Source organism: Pedobacter sp. ISL-64 (assembly GCF_018613605.1).
Taxonomy (GTDB): domain Bacteria; phylum Bacteroidota; class Bacteroidia; order Sphingobacteriales; family Sphingobacteriaceae; genus Pedobacter.
The window spans coordinates 22,988-48,329 of record NZ_JAGGPU010000004.1 but is presented as its reverse complement, the minus strand read 5'-3'; the positions used below and the strand labels follow the sequence as shown (position 1 = coordinate 48,329).

At 38.1% G+C, this 25,342-nt stretch carries 27 protein-coding genes; 7 read left to right on the top strand and 20 right to left on the bottom strand.

The genetic code is table 11. From position 1 onward, the window contains the following. Positions 1 to 310: 310 nt before the first annotated feature. The 13 genes from J7E57_RS04940 to J7E57_RS04880 all read right to left on the bottom strand — a co-directional run bounded on the left by J7E57_RS04940 (position 311) and on the right by J7E57_RS04880 (position 10,225). Positions 311 to 1,273, bottom strand: a complete 963-nt coding sequence (locus tag J7E57_RS04940) for a hypothetical protein (protein ID WP_215131844.1) — start codon at positions 1,271 to 1,273, stop codon at positions 311 to 313. Between the two features lie 7 nt (positions 1,274 to 1,280). Next, complete coding sequence (locus J7E57_RS04935) at positions 1,281 to 2,378, bottom strand: toxic anion resistance protein (protein ID WP_215131842.1); 1,098 nt, start codon at positions 2,376 to 2,378, stop codon at positions 1,281 to 1,283. Between the two features lie 27 nt (positions 2,379 to 2,405). Beyond that, on the bottom strand, positions 2,406 to 3,020 hold the full coding sequence (locus J7E57_RS04930; protein ID WP_116251228.1) for a TerD family protein: 615 nt from the start codon (positions 3,018 to 3,020) through the stop codon (positions 2,406 to 2,408). Between the two features lie 4 nt (positions 3,021 to 3,024). Continuing rightward, positions 3,025 to 3,579 carry a TerD family protein gene (locus tag J7E57_RS04925; RefSeq protein WP_057932991.1) on the bottom strand — a complete coding sequence of 185 codons (555 nt, stop codon included), beginning with the start codon at positions 3,577 to 3,579 and terminating at the stop codon, positions 3,025 to 3,027. A 2-nt stretch (positions 3,580 to 3,581) separates the two neighbouring features. Then, positions 3,582 to 4,418, bottom strand: coding sequence for a phosphoribosyltransferase family protein (locus J7E57_RS04920; RefSeq protein ID WP_215131840.1), 837 nt, complete (start codon positions 4,416 to 4,418; stop codon positions 3,582 to 3,584). After that, positions 4,405 to 5,109: an HAD family hydrolase gene (locus tag J7E57_RS04915; protein ID WP_215131839.1), complete on the bottom strand. Its 705-nt coding sequence runs from the start codon at positions 5,107 to 5,109 to the stop codon at positions 4,405 to 4,407. The genes J7E57_RS04920 and J7E57_RS04915 overlap by 14 nt, the downstream gene beginning before the upstream one ends. 103 nt (positions 5,110 to 5,212) lie before the next feature. Beyond that, a complete protein-coding gene (locus J7E57_RS04910) occupies positions 5,213 to 6,031 on the bottom strand; it encodes a TerC family protein (RefSeq protein WP_215131837.1) in 819 nt (272 codons plus the stop codon). A gap of 295 nt (positions 6,032 to 6,326) precedes the next feature. Continuing rightward, positions 6,327 to 7,343, bottom strand: a complete 1,017-nt coding sequence (locus J7E57_RS04905; RefSeq protein ID WP_215131835.1) for a WD40/YVTN/BNR-like repeat-containing protein — start codon at positions 7,341 to 7,343, stop codon at positions 6,327 to 6,329. 7 nt (positions 7,344 to 7,350) lie between these two features. Next, positions 7,351 to 7,782, bottom strand: a complete 432-nt coding sequence (locus J7E57_RS04900) for a DUF2147 domain-containing protein (RefSeq protein ID WP_215131833.1) — start codon at positions 7,780 to 7,782, stop codon at positions 7,351 to 7,353. Positions 7,783 to 7,882: 100 nt separating this feature from the next. After that, positions 7,883 to 8,263 carry a DoxX family membrane protein gene (locus J7E57_RS04895; protein ID WP_215131831.1) on the bottom strand — a complete coding sequence of 127 codons (381 nt, stop codon included), beginning with the start codon at positions 8,261 to 8,263 and terminating at the stop codon, positions 7,883 to 7,885. 529 nt (positions 8,264 to 8,792) lie between these two features. After that, positions 8,793 to 9,206, bottom strand: a complete 414-nt coding sequence (locus tag J7E57_RS04890) for a hypothetical protein (protein WP_215131829.1) — start codon at positions 9,204 to 9,206, stop codon at positions 8,793 to 8,795. Between the two features lie 14 nt (positions 9,207 to 9,220). Beyond that, positions 9,221 to 9,727, bottom strand: a complete 507-nt coding sequence (locus J7E57_RS04885; protein WP_215131827.1) for a DinB family protein — start codon at positions 9,725 to 9,727, stop codon at positions 9,221 to 9,223. Between the two features lie 3 nt (positions 9,728 to 9,730). Then, positions 9,731 to 10,225 (bottom strand): DinB family protein, encoded by a 495-nt coding sequence (locus tag J7E57_RS04880; RefSeq protein ID WP_215131825.1) that lies wholly within the window; start codon positions 10,223 to 10,225, stop codon positions 9,731 to 9,733. Between the two features lie 134 nt (positions 10,226 to 10,359). On the opposite strand from J7E57_RS04880, the gene J7E57_RS04875 reads away from it, so the two are divergent. Continuing rightward, on the top strand, positions 10,360 to 11,319 hold the full coding sequence (locus J7E57_RS04875; RefSeq protein ID WP_215131823.1) for a GlxA family transcriptional regulator: 960 nt from the start codon (positions 10,360 to 10,362) through the stop codon (positions 11,317 to 11,319). A gap of 399 nt (positions 11,320 to 11,718) precedes the next feature. Here J7E57_RS04875 and J7E57_RS04870 read toward each other — a convergent pair whose 3' ends face one another. Next, complete coding sequence (locus tag J7E57_RS04870; RefSeq protein ID WP_215131821.1) at positions 11,719 to 11,931, bottom strand: hypothetical protein; 213 nt, start codon at positions 11,929 to 11,931, stop codon at positions 11,719 to 11,721. Positions 11,932 to 12,150: 219 nt separating this feature from the next. Further along, on the bottom strand, positions 12,151 to 13,020 hold the full coding sequence (locus J7E57_RS04865; protein WP_215131819.1) for an AraC family transcriptional regulator: 870 nt from the start codon (positions 13,018 to 13,020) through the stop codon (positions 12,151 to 12,153). 176 nt (positions 13,021 to 13,196) lie between these two features. On the opposite strand from J7E57_RS04865, the gene fucP reads away from it, so the two are divergent. From fucP to J7E57_RS04835, 6 genes are all read left to right on the top strand, one after another. Further along, positions 13,197 to 14,540: an L-fucose:H+ symporter permease gene (fucP, locus tag J7E57_RS04860; protein ID WP_215131817.1), complete on the top strand. Its 1,344-nt coding sequence runs from the start codon at positions 13,197 to 13,199 to the stop codon at positions 14,538 to 14,540. Further along, positions 14,515 to 16,152 carry a UxaA family hydrolase gene (locus J7E57_RS04855; protein WP_215131815.1) on the top strand — a complete coding sequence of 546 codons (1,638 nt, stop codon included), beginning with the start codon at positions 14,515 to 14,517 and terminating at the stop codon, positions 16,150 to 16,152. Before fucP ends, J7E57_RS04855 begins: the two co-directional genes overlap by 26 nt. A gap of 153 nt (positions 16,153 to 16,305) precedes the next feature. Then, positions 16,306 to 17,088 (top strand): SDR family oxidoreductase, encoded by a 783-nt coding sequence (locus tag J7E57_RS04850; protein ID WP_215131813.1) that lies wholly within the window; start codon positions 16,306 to 16,308, stop codon positions 17,086 to 17,088. A 160-nt stretch (positions 17,089 to 17,248) separates the two neighbouring features. Next, positions 17,249 to 18,109, top strand: a complete 861-nt coding sequence (locus J7E57_RS04845; RefSeq protein WP_215131811.1) for an SDR family NAD(P)-dependent oxidoreductase — start codon at positions 17,249 to 17,251, stop codon at positions 18,107 to 18,109. Between the two features lie 66 nt (positions 18,110 to 18,175). Next, on the top strand, positions 18,176 to 19,099 hold the full coding sequence (locus tag J7E57_RS04840) for a helix-turn-helix domain-containing protein (protein ID WP_215131809.1): 924 nt from the start codon (positions 18,176 to 18,178) through the stop codon (positions 19,097 to 19,099). A 64-nt stretch (positions 19,100 to 19,163) separates the two neighbouring features. After that, on the top strand, positions 19,164 to 19,562 hold the full coding sequence (locus tag J7E57_RS04835; RefSeq protein ID WP_215131807.1) for a hypothetical protein: 399 nt from the start codon (positions 19,164 to 19,166) through the stop codon (positions 19,560 to 19,562). Between the two features lie 127 nt (positions 19,563 to 19,689). Here the strand turns inward: J7E57_RS04835 and J7E57_RS04830 are convergent, their stop codons facing one another. From J7E57_RS04830 to J7E57_RS04810, 5 genes are read right to left on the bottom strand one after another with little or no spacing between them, the layout of a single operon-like run. Continuing rightward, positions 19,690 to 21,039: an alkaline phosphatase family protein gene (locus J7E57_RS04830; protein ID WP_215131805.1), complete on the bottom strand. Its 1,350-nt coding sequence runs from the start codon at positions 21,037 to 21,039 to the stop codon at positions 19,690 to 19,692. An 8-nt stretch (positions 21,040 to 21,047) separates the two neighbouring features. Continuing rightward, entirely contained in the window at positions 21,048 to 22,253 is a 1,206-nt protein-coding gene (eboE, locus tag J7E57_RS04825) for a metabolite traffic protein EboE (RefSeq protein ID WP_215131803.1), read from the bottom strand. A gap of 3 nt (positions 22,254 to 22,256) precedes the next feature. Next, positions 22,257 to 23,420, bottom strand: coding sequence for a 3-dehydroquinate synthase (locus J7E57_RS04820; protein WP_215131801.1), 1,164 nt, complete (start codon positions 23,418 to 23,420; stop codon positions 22,257 to 22,259). A 27-nt stretch (positions 23,421 to 23,447) separates the two neighbouring features. Further along, the gene (gene eboC, locus J7E57_RS04815) at positions 23,448 to 24,332 is read right to left on the bottom strand and encodes a UbiA-like protein EboC (RefSeq protein ID WP_251029806.1); all 885 of its coding nucleotides are present in this window, start codon (positions 24,330 to 24,332) and stop codon (positions 23,448 to 23,450) included. Positions 24,333 to 24,336: 4 nt separating this feature from the next. Further along, the gene (locus J7E57_RS04810) at positions 24,337 to 25,323 is read right to left on the bottom strand and encodes a TatD family hydrolase (protein ID WP_215131799.1); all 987 of its coding nucleotides are present in this window, start codon (positions 25,321 to 25,323) and stop codon (positions 24,337 to 24,339) included. Positions 25,324 to 25,342: the final 19 nt, after the last annotated feature.

Here is a 25,342-nt window from a genome sequence, read left to right as displayed (position 1 = left end):
TCTTTCTACACTACTTTCGTCATTTCGAGCGGAGCAATCAGTCGGCTCGTCATTTCGAGCGGAGCGCAGTGAAGCCGAGAAATCTTTAAAGATGCTATAAAAACCAAACTTAAAAGATTTCTCCACTGCGGTCGAAATGACGAAATCACAATAAAGATTTCTCCATTACGCTACCGATGAAAAATCGGTGAGCTTCAGTCGAAATGACGATCGCTCTATAGAAATTCCTTTTATAGATCTTCGTCATTTCGAGCGGAGCGCAGCGTAGTCGAGAAATCTGTCTAGACAGATTTCAAGTAGTCAAACCAACCTAAAACAAATCCGTCTTCAACATGGTCTTCAAAATATTCGATTGTACATCGAAATTATTGAGGTGGTTCAAGAAATTGATGTCAGATATTTTACTGTAACTATCTTCTAACAAATTAACAACCTCGTTTGGAATTGCTGTTTTTAAAACCGCAGCGTTACTTTTTAACTTATCGTTTTTATATTGCAGTTCCTGTACAATCCGTTCCCGTTCTGAAAGATTATTAGACATATCCAAATCTTTCAAAATGGTTAAATCGCAGAACAAGAACAGGTTTCTGCTAGGAAAAAACAGGTAATAACTGTCTATATCCAAAAATTTATACGCTTCAATTACCAGTTCGCCCGATTTTAAACCAATATAAAATTCGGTCCGGAAATCGTACTTACACAATTTGCCCATCAATTTTTTCTCGATGGTTGCATAAACGTTGGTATACACCTGTTTATTTTGAAAATCAATCAGTCTAGTAAATTGATCGGTGGTGAGATCGAAGTAAAAATCGTTGGCGTATCTGGAACTAAAAACATTGATATTTTTAGAAAAGGGAAAATCGGAACTGAGCTCAGAAAGAACACTGAATAGTTTCCGCAGCGATAGGTTCACTTTTAACGATTGTTTTTGTTTATCCTGCTGAAAACTTTTCTGATCAACGAGCGCACCTGCCATGCGGTCGATCAGTTCTTCATTCAGGTCAATTTCATCGTAAATAAGCGATACGTTTTTCTCATTGCTCTTTTTAATCTTTTTGAGCAGTTCGATCACGCTATCGGTAAACTGCAGGTGGAAAAGATCTAATTTTTCGATCTCCAGTTCTTCGTTGTTGGCAAAAAGTTGATGAATAACCTGGCTTCTCAGGTAAATTTTATAAATTACCTCATCATCAAAAAACACAGAGAGCAACTGTAAACGGTTGATCTCTGCGCTTGACTTTTTGATAATATTTAAACGGTATTCATCCATATTTTAATTAACTCACCCTCGTCACGTTCTTTTTCAACTCTGTTTCCAAAGTTTTAAGTTCGCCATCCAACACTCTTCTACTCTGTGCACCCGCTTCATGGATCTGTTTAACCTCATTAAGCGTTTCAATCAACGATGAAGTGGTTTGTTTCAAGGTTTCCAAAGATACTACTGTTTTTTCATTCTCTTTGGCTACATCGATACTGTTTTGTTTCAGCATCTCTGCATTTTTCTGCAAAATGGTATTCGTGGTATCCGAAATTTTCTTCTGCATCTCTACGTTGGCCTTTTGCCTTTGTAAAGCAACAGCAATGGTCAATTGGTTTTTCCACACCGGAATGGTTGTAGATACAATCGACTGCGCTTTTTCTGCAATTGAAGTATTATTGTTCTGCACCACACGGATCTGCGCTAAAGATTGCAGCATAATGAAACGAACAATTTTCATATCTGCCAGTCTTTTATCCAAGCGACTTATGAAGTCCCTTAAATCGGCAATTTCATAATCCTGGTAATCGGCAGGTCTGCCTTCCATCTCAGCAAGTTTGATGTTCAGCTCGTTGTATTTCATCTGTCCGGCAATAATCAGTTCTTCCATTTGGTGGATGTAACCAACATTGCTATCGAACATGGTTTGCAACGAACTGTTATCTTTAATCGAATTTAACCTTCCAGCTTTAATTTTGTTGGTGATTTTATCAATATTATTCACCACTACATCATACTTCTGGAAAAGTTTTTTCACATCAACAACAAGGCTCTTTAAAAACGGGATTTTAGAAATAAAGTTCTTAAATGCACTTTGCTCCAATTCTGAAACATCGATATAATTCAGTTCGGTAAGCAGTTCGTTAATCAAACCGCCAACTTCACCACTGTTATAAGTCCGTACAGACGATAAAAACTCGTTACTGTATTTTTCCATCGAGTTTTGGGCATCGCTTCCGTAATTCAGGATAGAATTTACATCTGATGGCTCCAGCGATTTTCCAATCTCATTGTATTTAAGCGTTTCCTCTGAGGTTATTTTCTCGAGTTCCACATTGCCATCTTTATCCAGTTTAACCGGGGTAAGGGCTTGGGTAACGTTTGGGTTGGTTTCCATAGTTTGATTAATTACCAGCTTTACTGCTTATAAATAGTTTTGAGTTACGGTTTTAACGGTATCTTCGAGTTTTTTATCTTTGGTTGGTTCGCCAATGGCATTAAATTTCCATTCGCCGTTTTTCTTGTAAAAAACGCCCATTACCATCGATACGTGACCAGCAAAGTTGGCTCCGTTAGCAATATCGAATTTAGCAAAAACCTCGTTAACACGTTTAGTTGTGCCCTCATAAATGCGGATTGAAGCAAAAGGGATCGTACCAAAATCGTGACCTCTAAAACTATTCAATACAAAGGCAACATAGTTTACATTGGCATCCAGCTGAGAAAAATCAAGTGTGATGATCTCATTATCTAAGCCATCATCGCCGCCCATATCGCCGGTTAAATCATCTCCGCTATGTTTTACAGAACCATTTTTTGATTTTAGGTTACCGAAATAAACTACCTCTAAAAGTTGTTTGTTTTCGTTGTATAATGCACAGCTACCATCTAAATCTACCGCTTCTTTTGATGATCCGAAACCGAATAGGCCTTTCTTTTCAATGGCACCCCAGTTAATGCCTACACAAACATTCTGAAGTTTGCTACCATTACTTTTTTCTAGACTGATGCGCTGTCCTTTTTGAAGATTGATTGCCATAATATTATTGATATTTGTTTAAATAATCCTGTAAACCACCTTTCATACCTACGCCAACAGCTTCAAATTTCCATTTGCCTTCGCGTTTGTAAATTCTTCCAAATTCTACCGCCGTTTCAATAGAGAAATCTTCTTCTAATTCGTATTTTAAGATCACCTCATTGGTTACGGCATCAAAAATACGGATGAAAGAGTTTCTAACCTGGCCAAAATTTTGTCTTCTGTTGTCAGCATCGTGAATGGTTACCACAATACAGATCTCGTTTACTTTAGCATCAGCTTTGGTTAAATCAATTTTAATCTGCTCATCATCACCATCACCATCACCGGTTAAGTTATCGCCTGTATGTTCAACCGAACCGTCTGGAGAGACCAGATTGTTGTAGAACACAAAGTTTTCGTCAGAAATCAATTTTTTCTGATCGTTTAGTAAAAAAATTGAAGCATCTAAATCGAATGCAGAACCTGTTGAAGAGCTGTTGGTATCCCAACCTAAACCTATTGTAAATTTAGGAGCATCGATATTTTCTCTTTGCCCCTTTTGCAAATTAATAGCCATATTTAAATTAATTTATAATTGTTGTTTTTGATATAGTCTTTTATAAGAAGTAAATTTTTAGAATACGCTTCTATGGTATGGTAGTTATTCCCCAGGGATAGATCGTAAAGCTGATTGATAAAATCGGTACTTCTACGTTCTAAAAACAGATTAAAACTGCTCGAAGTAGTATTTAAAATGTATTTTACAATACGGGTATTAAACCTAAAATTGCCGCTATCGATAATTTCTTCCAGATCAAAAATAGATTTGATCTGATGGTAATTCAGAAAATTCTCTACATTGGGATGGATATTTTTATTGACCAGTTCGGCGAAATAAAGCATATGCATTTCGTTCTTTAAACCGTATTCTTTAGCCATTTTTAAGATCATCCGCTCGTGGCTTCCGGTAATTCTGATATCATCCAGAAATAAAAGTGTTTTACCAGTGAGAAAATCTTTATCGATGTGAAATGAATCGTTTCCAATCAGTAAAAGCCTTTCTTCGGCACTTAACTCGCCATAATCTTCTTTATAGGTAATGGTTCTGTGCACTTTGGTTTCCTGTACCGCCAAACCACCATTTTCCACCAGCCAACGGTTAAGCTGACAAACGAAATAGTTTTTCATGGCAAAGGTTGCCGTTGGAATAAAACTATAAGGACTAGAAATAACCACAATCTGATCGGTAATCACATTATCAGCTAAATAATAGCGGATAAAGCCATCGGCAAGGTCTTTTCCAAAAGATCGGGCCACCAGGTCATCGCCAAACTTAAAGCGACTGTAATCGTCGGCGCTAAAGCCAAAATCGACTGTATTGTCTATTTTATGGAGTGAGAAATTATACGGTATCATAGAGTAGGTTTGAGATAGATAGATGATTGGAATTGATGAGCATGCTGTTAATTCCCATTGCTTCTGCCCCACGAACATCAGCATGCGGGTTATCGCCAACATGGATTACATCTTTTAGCATTAATTCCGGATGCTTTTCCCTATCGATGGTATCTAACATCAACTGAAAAAATCCGGTATTGGGTTTAGACATCCTTACTTCATCAGAATACAGTTGAAAATCGATAAACTGATCGATACCCAAATGACTGATTACTTTTTTTAAGGTTTTCCCTTTTATAAAACCAGTATTGCTTAAAATATTGGTCGAACTTAAACCTGTTGATTTAAGCTGCTCCAATACGGTTAAAGAACTTTCGCTATACAGCAAAGGCATGTGGGTAAAAACCAGTTGTTCCATGTCGTGATCAATCTCCTGCAGATCCACATCATGAAAATTGAAATCGTAATCATTGATCATACCGATGATCATTAAATACATTTCATCAGCATCTACATTTTTCCCTGTCCGCTCATTAATAGCGTTTACCATTAAATCTACCTGGCGAAAAATAACAGCAATTTCTGCTAAATTTTTACGCTTAGTATTAAATTTCTGGTAAAAATATTGTGTCCGCTCCTGTTTATACGCTGGATTTGATTTAATCAACGTTAACCAAAGATCGAATGAGTAATGTTTGTAAAAAGCCATTGCAACCTGTTTCCTAATCTATTTATAAATTCTAATATTACAAATTTGATTGTAATATTACCAACGTTTAATTGTAAGATTTATCACAGATAAGCCTTATAATTTAAGATTTATCCAATACCTTTTCCGCATCGTCCGAAATTATGATATCGCTTTTGTGTTTTTTGGGATAGTTAAATAATAAGGATGTTAATACTGGTATAATGAAAATGGCTACCGTAAAAATAGAGACAAAAAGATCTGTTTTTTCACCTTCGATAGCGTGAGAAATAGGTGATTCGGGATAGAAATGCGTTACTAACGATGAAGTAAGTTTAAATCCTAAAACAGCAATTACGATGAATGCTATCGTTTCTAAAAAGGTAAATTTCTCCATCAGTTTAACAAATGCCTGTGCTACAAAACGCATAGCCAAAATCCCGATAAAAACACCAATATAGATTAACCAGATATGATCGGTAAAAGCCACAGCAGCAAAAACATTATCGATAGAGAAAGCCAGATCCATTACCTCCACTAAAGCAACAGTTGCCCAAAAATTCCCCATTAAGCCAACAGTAGATTTATAAATCCAGCTTTTGCTTTTGTCTACTTCCTCTTCTTCTTCTTCCTTGCCTTTATTGTTCTTTTTTCTAAAATAATCGAAAGCCAGGTACAACAGGTATAGACCGCCAAGTGGTTTCAACCACCAGATTTTAACCAGCCATGCAGCCAGGAACAAACAGATCCCTCTAAAAACATAAGCGCCAATAATGCCATATTTTAAAGCTTTTTCTCTTTGCGATTTTGGCAAATCCATGACCATAGTAGCCAAAACAGCAGCATTGTCTACCGAAAGCAAACTTTCGATCACAATTAAATTTAAAATAATTAATAGTCCGGCCTGTATATCGTCACCTAAAATTGTGTGCAAAAAATCCATTGAGCGAGTGTGTGTATGTTTTTAATTAAAGTTTTAGTTGACAGCAAAGAAACAAAATTTTATCAATCCCGATGCTTCAATCTTTTTTATTTATTGAATCGTTTTACTGATTAGATACTTAATCAATAAAACTGTTACGCAATAGGACTGAAATTTTATTAATGGGTTTACTACAAATTCCACGACCTATCGTCACCCTGAATTTATTTCAGGGTCTTTCTTGCTAAAAAGATGCTGAAACAAGTTCAGCATGACGATGAGGTGAGATCAAATAAATTTTATCATGCATCCTTTATCAATTAGTAGTTAACTGATAAATCGCGCCTTTTTCTCCAGCCAGGATAATCTGTTTACCTTTTTTGGCTTTTTGAACCGCATTAAAACTTTTATCAGAAATATGTTTCCAGTTTTGGCCACCATCAGTAGAAATATCTGTTCCTGAAGTACCTGTAGCAATTAAGGTTTTAGCATTAATATAGGTTACGCCCGATCGGAAGCCTAAAACCGGGGTAGCTGGCTTTTGCCAGGTTTTGCCTCCATCGCTCGTTAAAAGAATATTATTAATGTTTTCTTTATCTTTTACATAGTTTCCACCAACAGTTATACCAATTTTTTCATTCAAAAAATCGATCGAGAAAGGGCCCGTACTATTTTCGCCCTGCAAAATGGGGCATTTAAATACTTGCCAGTTTTGTCCATAATCTGGAGAAAAGTAAATGTTAGATACCGTTCCACCTGTTGCAATCCAGGTTTTGCCACCAGGCAATGTTTTAATGGTTGTGCCACTGGCTGCAAAACTCGCTTCACCTTTAGCCAAATTGGTTTTTAGATTTGCTGAAATATCTTGCCAGCTTTTACCTGCGTCTACAGTTTTAAGCAATTGCATTTTATCATTTATGGGATCGCCAAAAATGAGCCCTTTATTTTTATCCCAAAAACTTAGCCCGTCCAAAAATATGGCAGAATCTACATTTTTATAATTTTCTGTCCAGGTTTCGCCGCCATCAACGGTTTTCAGAATGTATGCCGGAGAAGCAATGCCCACAATAATGGCCTGTTTATCGTCGAAAGCTTCAATATCCCTGAAATCGATTTTTTCGTAACCTTTTGGTTTTAACCATTTCCAGGTTATACCACCATCAGTAGTTTTACCTACCGATCCATTACTACCACTTACCCAGGTAATCCGATCTGATACGACACTTAGACCCCGTAAACTGGTTTTGGTATTCTCGTTTAAGGGTTTAAAGGAATACGACTGCGCGGTGCAAAAAAAAGGTGCCATTAAAAGGCACCATAAAATTTTCTTCATCTATAAATTATTTTACTCGTCTAAAAGTTTCTGATCGGCCTAAAAGAGAAATACCTACATAACCGCGAACGTTTAACACATCGTTACTTTTTAAAGACATATTACAGCTGTATGTTTTGCCACTTTTTGGATCGTAAATTGTTCCATCAGTCCACTTGCCATCTTCGTAAACAAAATCCTTTAATATTTCCAGATTTAACAAAGCGCGTTTCTGTAGTTTTTCGTTAGGATTTTTAGCATCTAATTTAGGTTTACCATTTAAATTGGGTTCCTTCATCCAGGCTAACTTCCCATAATATTTATCGCCTTTTTTATAAATTTCTATTTGCCCTTCGCCTGATGGATTAAGCCATTTACCTACAATAGCATCTTTGTTCTGTGCAAATGCAGAAAACGATGCTGCAACCAAAAGCAGCATTAAAAATGGTAACTTTCTCATATTTTTTATTTCTAGTTAGTTTCTAAAGATAATAATTACACCTTATATCGGAACACTAAATAAAGAGAAAAAGTATGAGAAAGTTTGAAAATCCTAAAATTTACTTTGAAACGATCGGTAGATACTTGGCACGATACGCATAAAGCAGGAACAAATTAAATAATAACATTACTGCAGACATCGGAAGATCTTTAGGCTGAGCCAAAAATGCAGTATACAAAAAGATATTCAAGGTAACAGGAAAAATGATGATTGATGCTAGTGGTGCAGTTCTGCCAATTAATAACATTATACCACATAACAGTTCTGTTATTTTAATTAGTGGAAAAAGATAAACGGAGGCCATTATCCCTGTCATAAAGCTGGTTTGGGCCGCTGTCATTTCTGGTGCCTTCGGCATTAGATTGAGAAAATAGCTTACAGAAGCAAAAAGATACAGGGCGGCTAGTAGCACGCGTACAATAATAACTGCAATTTTCATAGTGGTTTAATTTTTGGTTTCTAAATTTAAAAATAATAAAAGTTATTTATAGTTCATTAGGCATTTGTTCATTAGTTATTGGTACATGGATGTAATAACAAGTTAATCTGTTTTGGTTGATGGTTGTGGTTAATAGCCATAGTCCATTAACCATGAGCTACTGACCATTTAAATTATCTAATTCGCTCTTTATATTACCGCACCCGCGATTTATATTATTGCACCCACGATTTATATTACCGCACCCGTGACTTATATTATTGCACCCACGATTTATATTATTGCACCCACGATTTATATTATTATACACTCAATTAATAAAACAGACCATGAACTAAGGACTCTTCTCTATTATAATCACGTGTTAAGTGTTGCCATTGTTTTGTTGTTTTTCCCCTTCGGGATTGTTTAATTATGATTTGTTTTCTACTATTTCTTGTTATGACAGATTGTAACGAACGGTCGTCATCCTGAACTTGTTTCAGGATCTCTATTTAGCATAAGATGCTGAAACGAGTTCAGCATGACGTTACAAAGGAATTCTCGTTAATTTGACATCCATCCACGGTGCCCAGTTTTTACCATCAAATTGTTCCCATGTCCCTTCAATAGTATTGGCTTTGAAATTTCCTTTAAATCTTTCAGTATCAGCAAATATTAAAATGATATCATCGTAAATTTTAAGGGTTGAGATAGAAATATTGCCCTCATTATCGAACGATTGCGACCTAAAAACATCCTCCATATCATCATAATGAGTAATTTCTAACGATCGGATCTTTTTATCACCAAACATGATATCTACCTGATGCATTAAGAAAAAATCACCATCAACCCATTCGTAGGTATCAGTTCCAGTGATTATATCACCTGATTTTGTTAAACCTTCTGTTTTCCATTTGCCGATATAGGGATTTAGTAGATTAAGCCTGTTGTTTCTCATAAATTTAATTAAAATTAATTGCTATCCAGCTCGCTATAAATTTTATTTAACTGATGTACGTGTCGTTGTGTATGATAAATTACAAAATAAACAGCCTCTAAGCGGGTTAAAAAACCATAACCGGGCAATTCATAGGAGCTACAGGTCTTCGTTAAATCCAGATCAGCTATAGAAGCTGAAATTCCATCTCTGATCTGTTTTAAACTGTTTAATAATTCAGGTTGATTATATGTCCTGTCTTCAGGATAAATCTCTTTAGGCGAATCATACTTCACATTGAAATTTAAAAAGTCGTTCCTGATCTGCGCTACCATAAAATCGGCTGGCTTATCTGTTTCGGTTACTGGGCCATTTATAACTTGTAGAAAGCCCGAATTTGATAAAATCATATGTTCAGCCAGTTGGCCGGCTGTCCAGCTTCCCTTAAATGGTACTGCATTAATTTGTGCAGTATCAAATTTTGATAAAGTGTTTTCTAACGCCCACAGCGTTTCGTTGGCTTCTTTTATTATCTTTTCCATAGCTTACATGTAATTCATTCCAGGATAGTTTAATAACCTGCGCCATAAGGCAATCTGCCCGATGCAATTGGCTTCCCGATAAGTATTGAAGCTGATCATTTCAAACAGTGTGATCTCCATTCCGGGGATACTGAGTTTCTCTTCCAGTTTATCGTCGGTAGCCTGGGATAAAGCCTGCTGTAACTTTGGAGAAATTTCTTTCCAATCTTTAATGAAATCTTCAAGCGATGGATAAGTGGCATCATCCACAATTCCTTTGTTATCGGCAAAAAGTTCGTCGGTTATGGACGGAAGATCGATACTGAATGATTTGGCCAGAAAGTAACGGCTATGCACTACACTCCCGGTAATCCAAGCAATGTGGTTTGCTTTCGTATCCAATCTTTTCTGTGCATCCTTTTGGTCTATCCCATCTAAAGCCCTTAGTAAAAAATCTGTTTGCATTTCATACAGCACTATAAAGCCATACATTCTGCTACTCGTTGGGGTGGTTTTCATATGTTTACTAATTAATTGATTAACTGAAATAAAGTTAGTTGTTAATTTAGCCGAACACCGTTGCCGTAAAAGTCAATCTTAAGGGGCATTTCAGACAATTTTTATATATTTACGATACTTAAATTTTTAACCAAATGATACAAGTAGGTGTTTTACTGCCCCAAAATTTCAGATTATTAAGCATAGCGGCTATTTTAGATGTATTTGATACTGTTAATGGATTTTATCGGAAAGATGACCTCGAAATCCCATTTAACATTAGTTTGATTACACTGGAGGATAAAAATTATAACTTTAGTGATCATCCTTGTGTACCCTTACAAAAAGCTGCACATCTTGATCTTATTTTAGTGCCTTCTTTTGCAACCAACGATATTAAAGATTCCATCGCAGCAAACCGAAACTATATTCCCTGGTTAAACAAACAACATGCGGCAGGCGCAGAAATTGCTACTTTTTGTACTGGTGCATTTTTACTTGCAGCATCAGGACTGTTGGATGGTAAAGCAGCTACCACACATGTTGATGCCTGCTCTGCCTTTTCTATGGCATTTCCCCTGGTTCATTTAAAGGCTGATAAAACGGTAACACAGGATGGAAAATTATTTACAAGTGGTGGAGCAACCTCTACTTTTCATTTATTATTGCATCTTTTACAGCTTCATTGTGGAAAAGATATGGCTGTTAAGGTGGCCAAGATTTTTGCAATCGATATGGACCGTGTAAACCAATCATACTTTAGCACCTTCCAGCCTATCCGTCATCACAATGATGATATTGTTGCTTCTGCCCAAGAAAAAATTGAAAATAATTATCAGGACGTGGCTACCATTGAAGAGATGATTAAAGATATTCCTTCCAGTAGAAGAAATATTGTGCGTCGCTTTAAACAGGTGATTGGTATTACCCCTATAGCATATCTTCAACAAACCCGTATCGAAGCGGCTAAAAAGTTATTAGAGCAAACTGCCCAGCAAATGACAGAGGTAATTTATAACTCTGGCTACAATGATCCAAAAGCATTTAGGAAAGTGTTCAGAAAATCAGTCGGGATGACGCCGACTCAATACCGCGATAAATTTCAAGCCAGGTAAGCAGATCACTGGTGAACAGCTGAATAGCAGATCGATACCACACAAAAAACTAAATAAATAGTTTTCAACATTAAAATTAATTATGTTAATAATTAATATAAAATAAATGCATCGCCCTATATAATTTAAGATAACTTAACGTTATAATTACACTAACCAAATAACTATTTATATGAGCACATTCCTTTTAATCACAGCGGTATTTTATATTATTTCTTTTGGATTTATGTTGTACTGTTATTTCTCCGCTGAGCAGATTCCCAGCGATGATGAAAAATTTTAATCAGTTCTTTTCCCGTCATCAAAATTAACGTCTCCCCTTTAAGCAATACATTGAACTTTCTCACAGAAAGACAATGAAATGTTGTGGCCAAACTTAACGCTCTAAAAACATCTATTTTATTTATTGGCAATCCACTTAATTAAGTAAGGAGCGGCTCCTGTATACCATAAAACTGCGGAGATTAAAAATATAGCTATCAATATCCATAAAATCGGCCATCCTTCAAATTTATGTTTTGAAACAGGGGTGTAAGATTCATTAAGGTTATTATGGTCATTGTCCATCCTATCGCCCTTTTTCACCGGTTTCGGATTAGAGATATTGCTCATAAAATATTCAGTTAGAAATACAAACTTAAGCTATAAACCTATAAATCAAAAATTAGTTTTAACATTCTTGTATTTTAAAATCGATAAAGGATAAAAGTCGTTAAAACTTCAGCTATTCACCTTTGGTTTAAACAAACCTAAGCAGAAAAACTTAAATAAAACGGCAAATATTGTAGAATTATGAAGTCATATTTTTAAAACAGACTTTACTGGATATCACTATTGTTTAGAAAAGGCTTGTTGATATTTTAGCGGGGTTTTCCCTGTTATTTCTCTAAAATATTTGTGGAAACTGGTGAAATTATAAAAGCCGCAGTCGTAGCAGATTTCTTTAACGGTCAGGTTATTTTCGATCAATAGTTTACAAGCCTGTCCTACCCTAATCTCGTTCAGAAACTGTGTATAAGTTTTTCTACTTTTAGTTTTAAAGAATTTACAGAAAGAATTGGGGCTGATTTTAGCAACCGCAGCAATTTCCTTTAGTTCTATTTTATTTTTGTAATTGCTGATGGTATAGTTATAAATAGATTGAATCCTATCTTTTTCGTTCTCCAAAAAATTTGGCTTAAAGCCTAGCGAAACCAAAATGTTTTTCTCTTCGCAATTGGCTATTTCTGTTAATACTTCCAGTATTTTTATAATCCGCATGGTGCCTGTTGCCTCAATAATCTGTGGCATTAAACAAGCAATTTTCTCTTTTGAGATTCCTTGCAGCTGAATTCCCTGCCGCGATTGCAGCAACACTTTTTTCATCTCCTGGTTTTCGGGAAGATCGAGAAAATCCTTGCCTAAAAAGTCTTCCTTAAAATGGATCGCATAAACTTCAACTGTTTCTCCACCCAGTTCATCAAAAAACTCGGGGTCAAAGCGCCAGTAGTGTGGCAAATTGCTTCCAAGTAAAACTACATCGCCATCCTTAAAATTTTTAATGCTATCGCCAATAAACTGCGTTCCTCTGCCTTTTTTAACGTAGATTAATTCTAATGCAGAGTGGTAATGCCAACGATTGTTTATATCGGGCATAATGTCTCTCCGAGCGCTAAAAGAATCTACCGAATTAGTAGATACATTAAGTAAATGCGGTTTCATAAAATCTTAAAAAATCAATCTAATATGCAAAATTATTTTGCATATTAGAAAATTGAGACAATATCATTTAATAATTAGATCATAAAGTTAAATTTTTATTAATGCTTAAGGGTTTAATTTGTAATACCACAACTAACCAAAAAGAACCTGCTTAAACCACTATAACTAAACAAAACATGAGCCACACTTCATCATCGAACTTTCAGGTATCCGACACACCAAAAAATGGTAAGGGATATTTATTTCCATTAATTTTGGTCACCAGCCTATTTTTCTTCTGGGGCTTTGTTCATAATCTCGATCCTGTATTAATTCCACATTTACGCAAAGCTTTTCAACTAAACGTTTTCGAATCTACCCTGGTCGATTCATCTGTTTTTATCGCTTATTTTTTATTGGCCCTACCTGCAGGCTACATTATGCGCAAGTATGGCTATAAAAGTGGCATCATTTTAGGCCTAGTTTTATTCGCCATCGGCTGTTTATTATTTATACCCGCAGCCAATACGGCACAATATATATTTTTTTTAGGGGCGCTTTTTATTATCGCCTGTGGTTTAACCTTCCTTGAAACAGCGGCAAATCCGTATGTTACCGTACTAGGGCCACCAGAAACAGCTACACAGCGTTTAAATTTCTCTCAGTCTTTTAATGGTTTAGCTGCATTTTTGGCACCAATACTTGGCGGTAAATTTATTTTTACCGAAGTAAAATATACCGATGTTCAATTGGCAAAAATGTTGCCTTTAGAAAAACAGGCTTATATGCTCGAAGAGGCATCAACAGTAAAAGCGCCTTATCTAATTTTGGGGATTCTGATTATTGTAGTCGCTGTTCTATTTATTTTCACCAAACTGCCTGATATTAAGGAAGAAGAAAATGCTAAGGAAAAAAGCAGTTTTGGACACATATTAGGCCATAGCCATTTGCGCTGGGCAATTATTGGACAGTTTTTTTATGTAGGTGCACAGGTTTGTGTATTGAGTTTATTTATTAGTTTCGTCACCTCATCAGCAAATATCAGCCAGGATCAGGCAGCATGGTATTCGGGCGCCGCAGGTTTAGCTTTTATGGTTGGCCGGTTCGCTGGAACTTTCTTCATGAGATACGTAGCGGCCCATAAACTCTTGATGCTTTATGCTTTAATTAGTGCTGTACTTACTCTTGTATCTATTTTTGCAAGCGGCATGATTACCGTTTATGCTTTAATCGGTGTCTCTTTCTTTATGTCGATCATGTTTCCAACCATATTCTCCTTGGGTATAGCAGGTTTGGGTAAAGATACAAAACTGGGCTCATCGTTAATTGTGATGTCTATTGTTGGGGGTGCCTTTTTACCGCCAATATTAGGTTTGATTTCAGATGCCACGCATAATATACAATATGGTTATTTAGTACCATTTATATGCTTTTTAGTGGTTTTCTACTTCGGATGGAAAGGATGGAAACCCAATCACATTGAAAAAGAAATTAGTTTAGATTATAAAATTGACAATGAAAAAATTAGTCATCAAGATTAACAATGCTGATAATGTTTTGGTTGCGTTACAAGATTTACCTAAAGGCACCAAAATAGTGCATGAAGGGAATACCTACGTTACTGTTGATGAAATCCCTGCCAAGCATAAATTTTTTATGCAGGATATGAAAGCAGGCGATGAGGTAATGATGTACGGCGTTTTGGTTGGAAAGGTACAGTTTGATGTAAAGGCCGGTATGCGGATGAATGTAGAGAACACCAAACATGCTGCAGAGCCATTTGCTTATCGCAATGTTAATTACAAATGGGAAGCGCCCGATGTAAGTAAATATGCCAACCGCAGTTTTAATGGTTATTACCGTAAAAACGGCGCAGTGGGTACCGCAAACTATTGGTTGTTTATCCCGACTGTATTTTGCGAAAACAGAAATCTGGATATTATTAAAGAATCGCTTTATAGTGAGTTGGGTTATGCGGTGGATGATAAATATAAATCTTACACCCACAAACTGGTTCAGGCATTTGAAAAGGGAGAAGACATTAATCATATTAGTTTTGAGCCTAAAGTAGATAAAGCCAGCCGCACCTTTAAAAATGTGGATGGAATTAAATTCCTTACCCATAACGGGGGTTGTGGCGGAACACGTCAGGATTCGGATACTTTAAGCAAATTATTGGCGGCTTATGCCCATCACCCTAATGTGGCTGGTATAACTGTTTTAAGTTTGGGTTGCCAACATTTGCAGGTAGAAGATTTTAAACGCGACCTGTTTGCACTTGATCCTGATTTTGACAAACCACTTTTAATTTTCGAGCAGCAAAAAGCACAAAGCGAAGAGCAATTGATCCAAAATTCAATCCGCAGTACTTTTGAAGGATTGATGTTCATTAATAAACAAGAACGAGCAGCAGCCCCGCTAAGCAAAATGTGTGTGGGTGTAAAATGTGGTGGTAGCGATGGTTTTAGCGGCATCTCAGCTAATCCGGCTGTTGGTTATTGTGCCGATTTATTGGTGGCCTTAGGCGCTAAGGTTTTATTGGCCGAGTTCCCCGAACTTTGTGGCGTAGAACAGGAAATGATCGATAGATCTGTTGATCGACCTACTGCCGAAAAATTTATCCGCCTAATGACTGAATATGATGATCTGGCGCATAAAGTTGGTTCTGGCTTTTACATGAATCCTTCTCCAGGCAATATTAAAGATGGTTTAATTACCGATGCGATTAAGTCGGCAGGTGCTGCACGTAAAGCCGGCTCCTCCCCTGTTGTAGATGTTTTAGATTATACCGAACCCGCTACTAAACCTGGCTTAAGCTTGGTATGTACCCCGGGGAATGATGTAGAAGCAACCACAGGTAAAGCTGCTGCAGGAGCAACCTTAATTTTATTCACCACAGGTTTAGGCACGCCAACAGGAAATCCGGTTTGCCCCACCATTAAAGTGGCTACCAACTCGATCCTGGCGAAACGCATGAGTGATATTATCGATATCGATACAGGAGCAGTGATTAATGGCGACAAAACCATTAACGAAATGGGCGAAGATATATTGGAATACTGTATTAAAGTAGCCAGTGGCGAAGAAATTCCTAAAGCTGTACAACTCAATCAGGATGATTTTATCCCCTGGAAAAGAGGTGTAAGCCTTTAACCCATGGAGGATGGACAATCGATCCGTCATTTCGACTGAAGCGCAGCGGAATGGAGAAATCTATAGAAGCAAGGCTAAATACCCCTCTATGTTCTCTGTGAAAACGCTGCGTTCTCTGTGGTTTTAACAACAAAATAAAAATATTAACCAAATATGAATTTAAATTTAGACGGCAAAATAATCCTGGTAAGTGGTGGTGCAAAAGGTATTGGCTCGGCAATTGTTAAAACTTTGGCTATTGAAAATGCTTTTCCCATCATTATTGGCCGTAATGAAAACGATAACCTGAAAATGCTTCAGGAAATAACAGATTTAGGCTTAAAAGCAGATTATTTTACTGCAGAACTCACCGCACCTGAAAGCTGTAAAACCATTGTTGATGCGATATTGGCAAAATATAGCAGAATAGATGGCTTAGTGAACAATGCAGGGGTTAATGATGGCGTTGGTCTCGAAAATGGAACTTATGAAGGTTTCATGGAATCGCTACATAAAAACGTGGTGCATTATTACCTTTTGGCCAAACATGCCCTACCTGCACTTAAACAGAGCAAGGGTTCGATTTTAAATATCGGTAGCAAAACTGCAGAAACGGGACAAGGTGGAACATCTGGTTATGCCGCATCGAACGGTGCCCGAAATGCCTTAACCCGCGAATGGGCAGTAGAATTATTGCCTTTCAGCATCCGCGTTAATGCGATTATTGTTGCCGAAGCCTGGACGCCACTATACGAGAAATGGATCAACACCTTTGAAGACCGTGATGAAAAATTGAAGAACATTACCGATAAAATTCCTTTCGAGAACAGAATGACCAGCGTGGATGAGATTGCCAACATGGCTGTATTCTTATTATCAGATAAATCGAGTCACACTACAGGCCAACTGATCCATGTGGATGGTGGTTATGTGCACCTGGATAGGGCTTTGTTGTAACAAACAGGACTTTGCTATTCTGAACCCACTGAAGAATCTGTTTTCAACAATTGTCATCACGTTGTACTTTCTCATTTTAGCTACAAAAGTACCCGATTAGGCTACAAATAACACGCTGACCTTGCCCACATTTGATCCATCATTTATTTAAATAAAAATTATGGAACATCAACAAGAAAATAAAGGTACAAATACCCCAATAGCCAATAAGGTTTGGTTTATTACAGGCGCATCGCGTGGATTTGGGCGTGTGTGGGCAACTGCCGCGCTGGAACGTGGCGATAAGGTAGCTGCAACAGCACGGACGCTCTCCAGTATTGCCGACCTTCAGGAAAAATACAAAGAAAATGTATTGATACTGGAACTGGATGTGACCAATTATGAGCAGGTAGAAAAAACCGTTCAACAGGCTCACAAGCATTTTGGAAGATTGGATATTGTGTTAAATAATGCTGGTTATTCGCTTGTTGGCACTATTGAAGAAGCCACTATTGATCAGGTTAAGGCCATGTACGATACCAACATTTTCGGAACTGTGGCTGTTATACAAGCTGCCTTGCCTATATTACGCAAACAAAATTATGGACACATTTTAGGTACTTCGAGCAACCTTGGCCATGTGGTTTTACCCGTTATCGGTTATTATAGTTCATCTAAATGGGCATTTGAGGCTATCCATGAAAGCCTGGCAGAAGAGGTAAAATCTTTTGGGATCAAAGTAACCATTATCGAACCCGGCGCCTATGCCACAGAATTTGGAAGTCAGGCTTCTCTAAAGTTCGCTGATGGTATGGAGGTATACGCCGACTTTAAAGCTCAGTTTTTTGAAGGTTTACAGCATATGGAAAGAGGCAATCCGGAGGCTACACCTGATGCGATTTTTAAAATTGTTGATACTGAAAATCCACCTTTACGTTTCTTTCTCGGCAGCCATAACCTGCCTTGGGTACGTACCGCTTATGCAGAACGGATGGCCACTTGGGAAGAATGGGAACCAATATCGAACGCTGCACAAGGATAATTAAATAGAAAACCTTACCTATAACCGATAAATAAAGCTTATCGGTTATATTTGTATCATATCAATATGAAAAAGGAAGATAACAGCCCTTATAAATTCAATTCCTTATCGGAAGCACACCGGATAATGGGGCTGCCACAACCAAAACATCCGCTTATCAGCCTGATCAATAATGAAAATCACCCGGTTGAAATGAGCGGCCAGCCAAATTCGCACATCCTTAACTTTTATAAAATCTCTTACAAGCCAAAATTAAGCGGCAGGCTAAAATACGGGCAGAGTTATTATGATTTTGATGAAGGTGGTTTGTTGTTTGCTGCTCCGAACCAGATTATCGGTCACGAGCAGGATTTAGAATCAAGTGTTTGCTCATTATATACCTTATTGATCCATCCTGATTTTTTATTGTCGTACCCTATCGCCAAAAAAATCAAAAGTTATGGTTTCTTTTCTTATTCGGCTAACGAAGCATTGCACCTATCAGAGAAAGAAAAGGCAACCATTATTGCTATTTTTAAGAGTATCGAAGAAGAATTGAACAGCAGAATTGACGATTTTAGTCAGGATGTGATTATTACACAGATCGAATTGCTGTTGAATTACAGCAACCGTTTTTACAAACGCCAGTTTATTACACGCAAGGTGCTGAACAGCGATCTTTTGCAAAAATTGGAAGAACTGTTGGAAGCTTATTTTAATGATCGAACGCCAATACTAAAGGGTTTACCAACTGTACAGTATCTTTCCGATTATTTAAACATTTCGCCAAGTTATTTAAGCGATCTGCTCCGTTCGCTAACAGGACAGAACGCACAACAGCATATCCATCAAAAACTGATCGAGAAAGCAAAGGAAAAGCTATCGGGCACCAGTTTATCGGTGAGCGAAGTAGCTTACGAACTGGGCTTTGAACATTCGCAATCTTTTAACAAACTCTTCAAGGCAAAAACCAAGATCTCACCATTGGCATTTAGAAAAATGTTTAATTAACAAAAGACAATTCTTAAGTAGCGTTTAGGTTCTCTGCACCGTATAAGCTGTAAATTAAAGCGTTATGAAAAAGGTATTATTACTCCTCCTGGCTATAGCAGGCGTTTTGTATGTATCATGCAAAAAAACCGATAAAGATAATGATGGACCTGGTGAAGTTTATGGTAAGTGGAAACTCACCGAAACGATGCAGGATCCAGGTGATGGAAGTGGCAGATATAAAAAGGTAAGCGGCCAGGCCAAATACCTTATTCTAAGCAAATCGGCAGATAAAGCCGGTAAATTTGAAGGCGATGCACTTCCGGATTTATTTTCATTCAGGATTTTGGACAGTGTAAAAATGGAGGTTTACAGCAACACCTATAAAATGCCAATGATTTATCAGTACAAGGTTTCGGCAAAATCGCTGCAGCTTAACCCTCCTTGTTTCGAAGGTTGCGGGTACAGGTTTGTAAGGGAATAATAATAATCTTGTAGCTAAAGTTCTTAAAAAGATTAATTTATTTGAACTTGAATTCAACAAGATGTTTCTTAAATGCGATCGTCATGCTGATTCGATAGCTATCAGATCAGCAGAACATCATCTTTTTTTAAACGGTTAAACTATCCCAGATGACCTGATAAACATCCGGTGCATATAGGGTTTTATCCATCGCCTTTGAAGTAACCAGAACAGGTTTAAATTTATCGGCTACATTAATGCTGCCATGCGACCCTTTCACCAGCGTAGCATCAAGCGGAATTACATCCATCACATAACGGAAGCCGGCTTTCTTTCTTAAAAGTTTATACCCTGCCCTCAATTTTGAGGTCATGAACATTTCTACAGGATCGTAACCTGGTTTTTTATGGATATCAACCACCCTTGCATAATCGGGAGCTTTAGCGTCATCCAGCCAGAAATAATAGGTAAACCAGCTATTTTCTTTTGCGGTAAGAACCAGATCGCCAGAACGTTCGTGATTAATATGGTGTTTCTCCTGTTCTGCCTTATCGAGCACCAATTCAATATCAGGTACATTTTTCAATAGGGTTTTTACCTGCTCGGTTACACTCTTATCGTTGATATAAACATGTGCTACCTGATGGTCGGCCACAACAAATGCTTTCGAAGCACCCGGATCAAGCAATTCCAGCCCTCTTTCTTCACGGATCTGGATCAAACCGTTTTCCCTGAACAAACGGTTAAGGTGGATTGGTTTATTTACAGGCGCAATACCATATTCGGAAAGTAAAATGATGCGGGCACCCCTGCTTTCATAAAAACGCACCAATTCTTCTACCACCTGATCGATTTCTTTCAGTTCTGTCCCAATTTCATCCAACTCAGGGCCAAACTTTTGCAGGCAATAGTCTAAATGGGGTAAATAAATTAAGGTAAGCGTAGGATTGTGCAGCTTTTCAGTTTCCATCGAAGCATCTGCAATCCATTTTGTTGATTTAATATTTGCACCAGGCCCCCAGAACTGAAACAAGGGGAATTGCCCCAGTTTAGCCTGTAAATGGTCACGTAATTCGGCAGGTTGCGAATAACAGTCAGGCAATTTACGGCCATCGGCAAGGTAATTCGGACGTGGTGTTACCGAAAAATCGGCTGTTGAATACATGTTGTACCACCAGAACATATTGGCACAGGTAAAATTCGGATCTTCTTTTTTAGCCTGATCCCATATTTTCTCCGCATTTACCAGTTTGTTAGACTGTTTCCAGAATTTAACTTCTGCATCCGCATGATCGTACCATCCATTGCCCACAATACCATTTTCTGATGGATATTTACCAGTAAGATAACTCGACTGCACAGCCGTTGTAACTGCAGGCAATAAAGGTTCTATAGTAGTTAAATGGTTCTCAGCAATATATTTCTGAAGAAATGGCGTATGCGCCCCAATTACGGAAGCAGATAAGGCTACGATATCGATAACAACGGTTTTATGCATGTTCTTATTTATAATAAATTTTTAACCCAAGCCAGTTCCCTGATAATTGAATCGTTTAAAGGTGCTTTTAAAGCTGTTGGCAAAACTTCCCAGGTATAGGTTTCTACTTCTAAATGAGCGGTAAAAGGGTTATTTTTTTGCAGGTTTAATACCTCAGTAATATCCGATTGTGTAGATTGGATCAAACCCATATCTTCAACAAAAATAGGTACATGAAAATGTGCCCGCCACTCTTCTACTTCAGGATTTTCTCCCGCTGCCAGTGCATCAGCAAGGTCAGGATAACGCAACAGCGAACCATCATTTTTTCGGGCAATTACCTGATGGAGGTAAGTAGGTTCATCAAAACGGCCTAATTGAGCCAATACGGCTGTTCTTTCCGAAACAGATGCAGGCAATTTAGCTTTCAATGCGGCACTGATCTGTATTTTTCCAATCTGAATGCCTTTCTCCTGCAGTTCATTGATAATGGCTGTATGGGGTTCGTAACCGATTGCGAAATGACAAACATCATAACACAAACGGATATGCATTTTGATCAGATTTTCTGCTTCATTGGCGTTTAAATCCGATCGATCCGAAAAATAATTTTTTCCAGTTGGTAAAAGTTCGCTTTCAAACCAGTTGATAAATTCGGGACCAGATTCGAGAAAACCATCGGGTTCTGGTTCGATATCGAGATGGATGATTTTATCTGTTTTTTTAAAGATTTTTGCTAAGCCTCCGGCAACTTCCAAAATATGTGCGCTTGCAGTAACTGTAGCTTTTTCTCTTTCCAAAGCATCCTTAAACCAAGGTTTGTAGCTTAATGGCGAGGTTGAAATGCCTCCATCCATATCGTCTGGTAATAACTGTGAAAGAATATCTGCTAAACGGAGTGTATATTCAACGCGATCTCTCGTCGTCCAATCGGGCGCATGTACCTGATCTTTAACCCTGGTATGATGGAAACCGCCATATGGAAATCCGTTCATGGTAAAAACATATCCACCTTCCTGCTCTAGCCACTGCTTAAATGTTTCCAGGTGATTTTCTTCCAGCAATTCGATACTGGCGAGATTGGAAAGGCGCAAACCTATACCCATTGGCGCCTCTGGCGACAATTGCGCTTTTAATACCGGAAAACTATCTTTCAACACGGCAAAATGTGCCATCCAGTTTTCGCCTGCATAAATGTTGGTACAGAAGGTTAAATGTCCGGAAGTTAATTTCATAGCTTAATGTTGAATAATAGCTGTTTGGTTGTTTAAAATTTCGGCAGCTCGTTTTAAAATGTCGGCATCAATTTCGTGAACTTCCTCTCCACTACCAAGGCCTGTAAGTAAGGTGATGGTCAGCTCTCCACCAAGATGCTCTCTAAATTCTTCCAATCCCTGCAAAATTGGGCTATTACCTTCGGTAACCTGTAACAAAGGATGCGTTAATCCGAAACCAAGTTGCTGAATCAAAGTGATTACCCTTTGTGCATCTTCAGTGCTGATCCTGCCCGATAAATTTGAATACACAGCATCTAGGGCAATCCCCATGGCAACGGCTTCACCATGCCTCACTTCAAAATTAGTCAGATATTCTAGTTTATGGGCACTCCAATGGCCAAAATCCAACGGTCGGGCCGAACCGTTTTCAAAAGGATCGGCACTGCGGATATGCTCCAGGTGGAGTTTTGCACATTTCCAGATCTGGTAATTCATAGCTGTTATATCCCGCTGCGCAAGCGCAACAGCATTTGCTTCCAGCCACTCAAAAAACTCACGGTCTTTAATCAGTGCCACTTTAATTGCTTCGGCAATACCTGAGCGCCAATCGCGATCGGACAGCGTGCTTAAAAATACTTCGTCGTTAAAAACAGCGACCGGCGGCGAAAAAGTACCCAAAAAGTTCTTTTTATTGAAATAATTAATTCCATTTTTCACACCAACCCCCGAGTCGTTCTGCGAAAGCACAGTACTTGGAATCCTGATGTGTTTGATACCACGGTGTGCAACAGTAGCTGCATAGCCCACCATATCGAGTACAGCGCCGCCACCAATAGCAGCAACAAACGAATGTCTGTCGATACCATGAATATTGATGGCTTCTAATACCTGATCAAAATATCTGGTATCGTTTTTTACCTGTTCTCCTCCTGGGATGATCAGGATATCCTGAACCAGCTGTGTTTGAGGGTATTTTGAAAAATATGTTTTAATCAGGGTGTTAAGGTCTTTGTGTGCATTTGTTACACCTTCATCTATTACAAACAAGATCTTCTTTACTGCAACAGCCGGATTTAGGTTAACTAAAAAACTGTTCAACAGTTCGTTTTCAGGCAAAAAAAGCGATGAAGTAAAGAAAACATTATAATTATATTGTACGGTAAAGGATTGATGTAAATGTTCCATATCAATTTGAGAATGTGTGTTTGATGGTTAAGTAACGGCGAATAATTTAGAAAGCCACATGGATAATGGCAATAAAGCTGCAATTATAAAAGCCAAAATCAGGGCATCGAAAGTTACGGCCCAAGCTGCATCCATCAAAATAAGTGAAATTACGCCAGCTTTTACCGCCCCGCCGATATTTTTACCGATAGGCTCCTTTATTGCTTTTAAAAGTGGCCTGAAAATCATAAAGCTAAATGGAATCAGAAACAGCAGCGACCACAGCAACCTATCGTTTACAAAAGCAAAATAAGCAATAGCGCAGATCACGATTGCATACAGAAAGGCGGCCAAATATAAGTTTTTAGCATGGCCTCCATGAACTTCGCCACGGCTGGTCCTGGTGATGGAAAAAATATAAATTACAGGAATAATAGCCAGGTAATAATGACTGCAAAGCATTGCTGGCACAATACTCAAACCCAGTAGCAAGTTAAACCCACGGCATAAGCCCATATTCAAGGGGCCGAAAAAAGAATGGTGTTTACCAAATTTATTATAAAGCAAAGCGAAAACGGCCACCAAAAGGGCCAATAATCCCGATGTTAAACTATTTAATGCAGCTAATGCAATACCGCCCAAAAGTAACAGGTTACCTAAAATAGTTGCATTTTTTAAGCTGATCAGCCCGCTGGGAATGGCCCGCTCCGGACGTTCTATTTTATCCAGATCGGCATCAAAAACATCATTAAAAACGATTCCTCCTCCATACAAACAGGCTGTTGATGCAGCCAAAAACACAATAGATAACCATGGAATGGACAATCCAGTACTTAAAATACCAGAAATGGCAATTCCTGCTAAAATATCGGCTACTGACGTAACAATATTGGCAGGGCGCATCATGCGCAGATAGACAATTATTTTTTTCAATACTTTAGCTAATGATGATAGATGATTTATCTGTTCTTGGCTGTTGCCCGCCACGCAAAATGGTATTGCCTTCGAATTTCTCGGTAAGGTCTACATTTTTTTGCGCATTAAAATCGGCTTCATCCAGCTGCCCGCTCTGTGCAAATGCGGTAATCGCATTGCGGTAAGTAACCAGCTCAATAGCCTCATCGCTTAAACCACGCATTTTCATTAAAGCAGCAGTTTTTGGTACGGCTAAAGGATCGCTGATGCCCCAATCGGCAGCAGAATTTACCATAATACGTTCCGGACCATATTGTTTTACAATTTCTACCATGCGCTCGTTACCCATTTTAGTAAACGGATAAATGGTAAAAGCAGCCCAAAAGCCTCTATCTAAAACCTCTTTTACCGTCTCTTCATTATTATGGTCAATAATTACGCTATAAGGATCAAGACCATGCTCCAAAGCAATATCCATACTGCGTTGTGTGCCTTTTTTCTTATCGCGGTGTGGTGTATGTACCTGTACTGGCAAACCTGCTTCTTTAGCAAGCTGAAGTTGTAATCTATAATATTTTTCTTCGGCTGCAGTTTGATCGTCGAAGCCGATTTCGCCTATGCCAACTACTCCTTCTTTATAGATAAACAATGGCAATATTTCCATTACCTGCTCTGCCAGGCTTTCGTTATTGGCTTCTCTTGAGTTAAGACCAATGGTGCAATAATGTTTAATGCCAAATTGAGAAGAGCGGAAGCGCTCCCACCCGATCAGGCTACTGTAATAATCTCTAAAACTATCTAATCCGGTACGTGGCTGCCCCAGCCAAAATGCGGGTTCTATCAAAGCAACAACTCCTGCATCGGCCATCGCCTGGTAATCGTCGGTTGTTCTCGAAGTCATATGAACATGTGGGTCGAAGAATTTCATTCCTTTTACCGCACTGATATCGAACGCTTCAGGCTCCCCCATCAATGCTTTATCTCTTTCAATTGAACTACTACAACACATATATTTCTATTTTGAATTT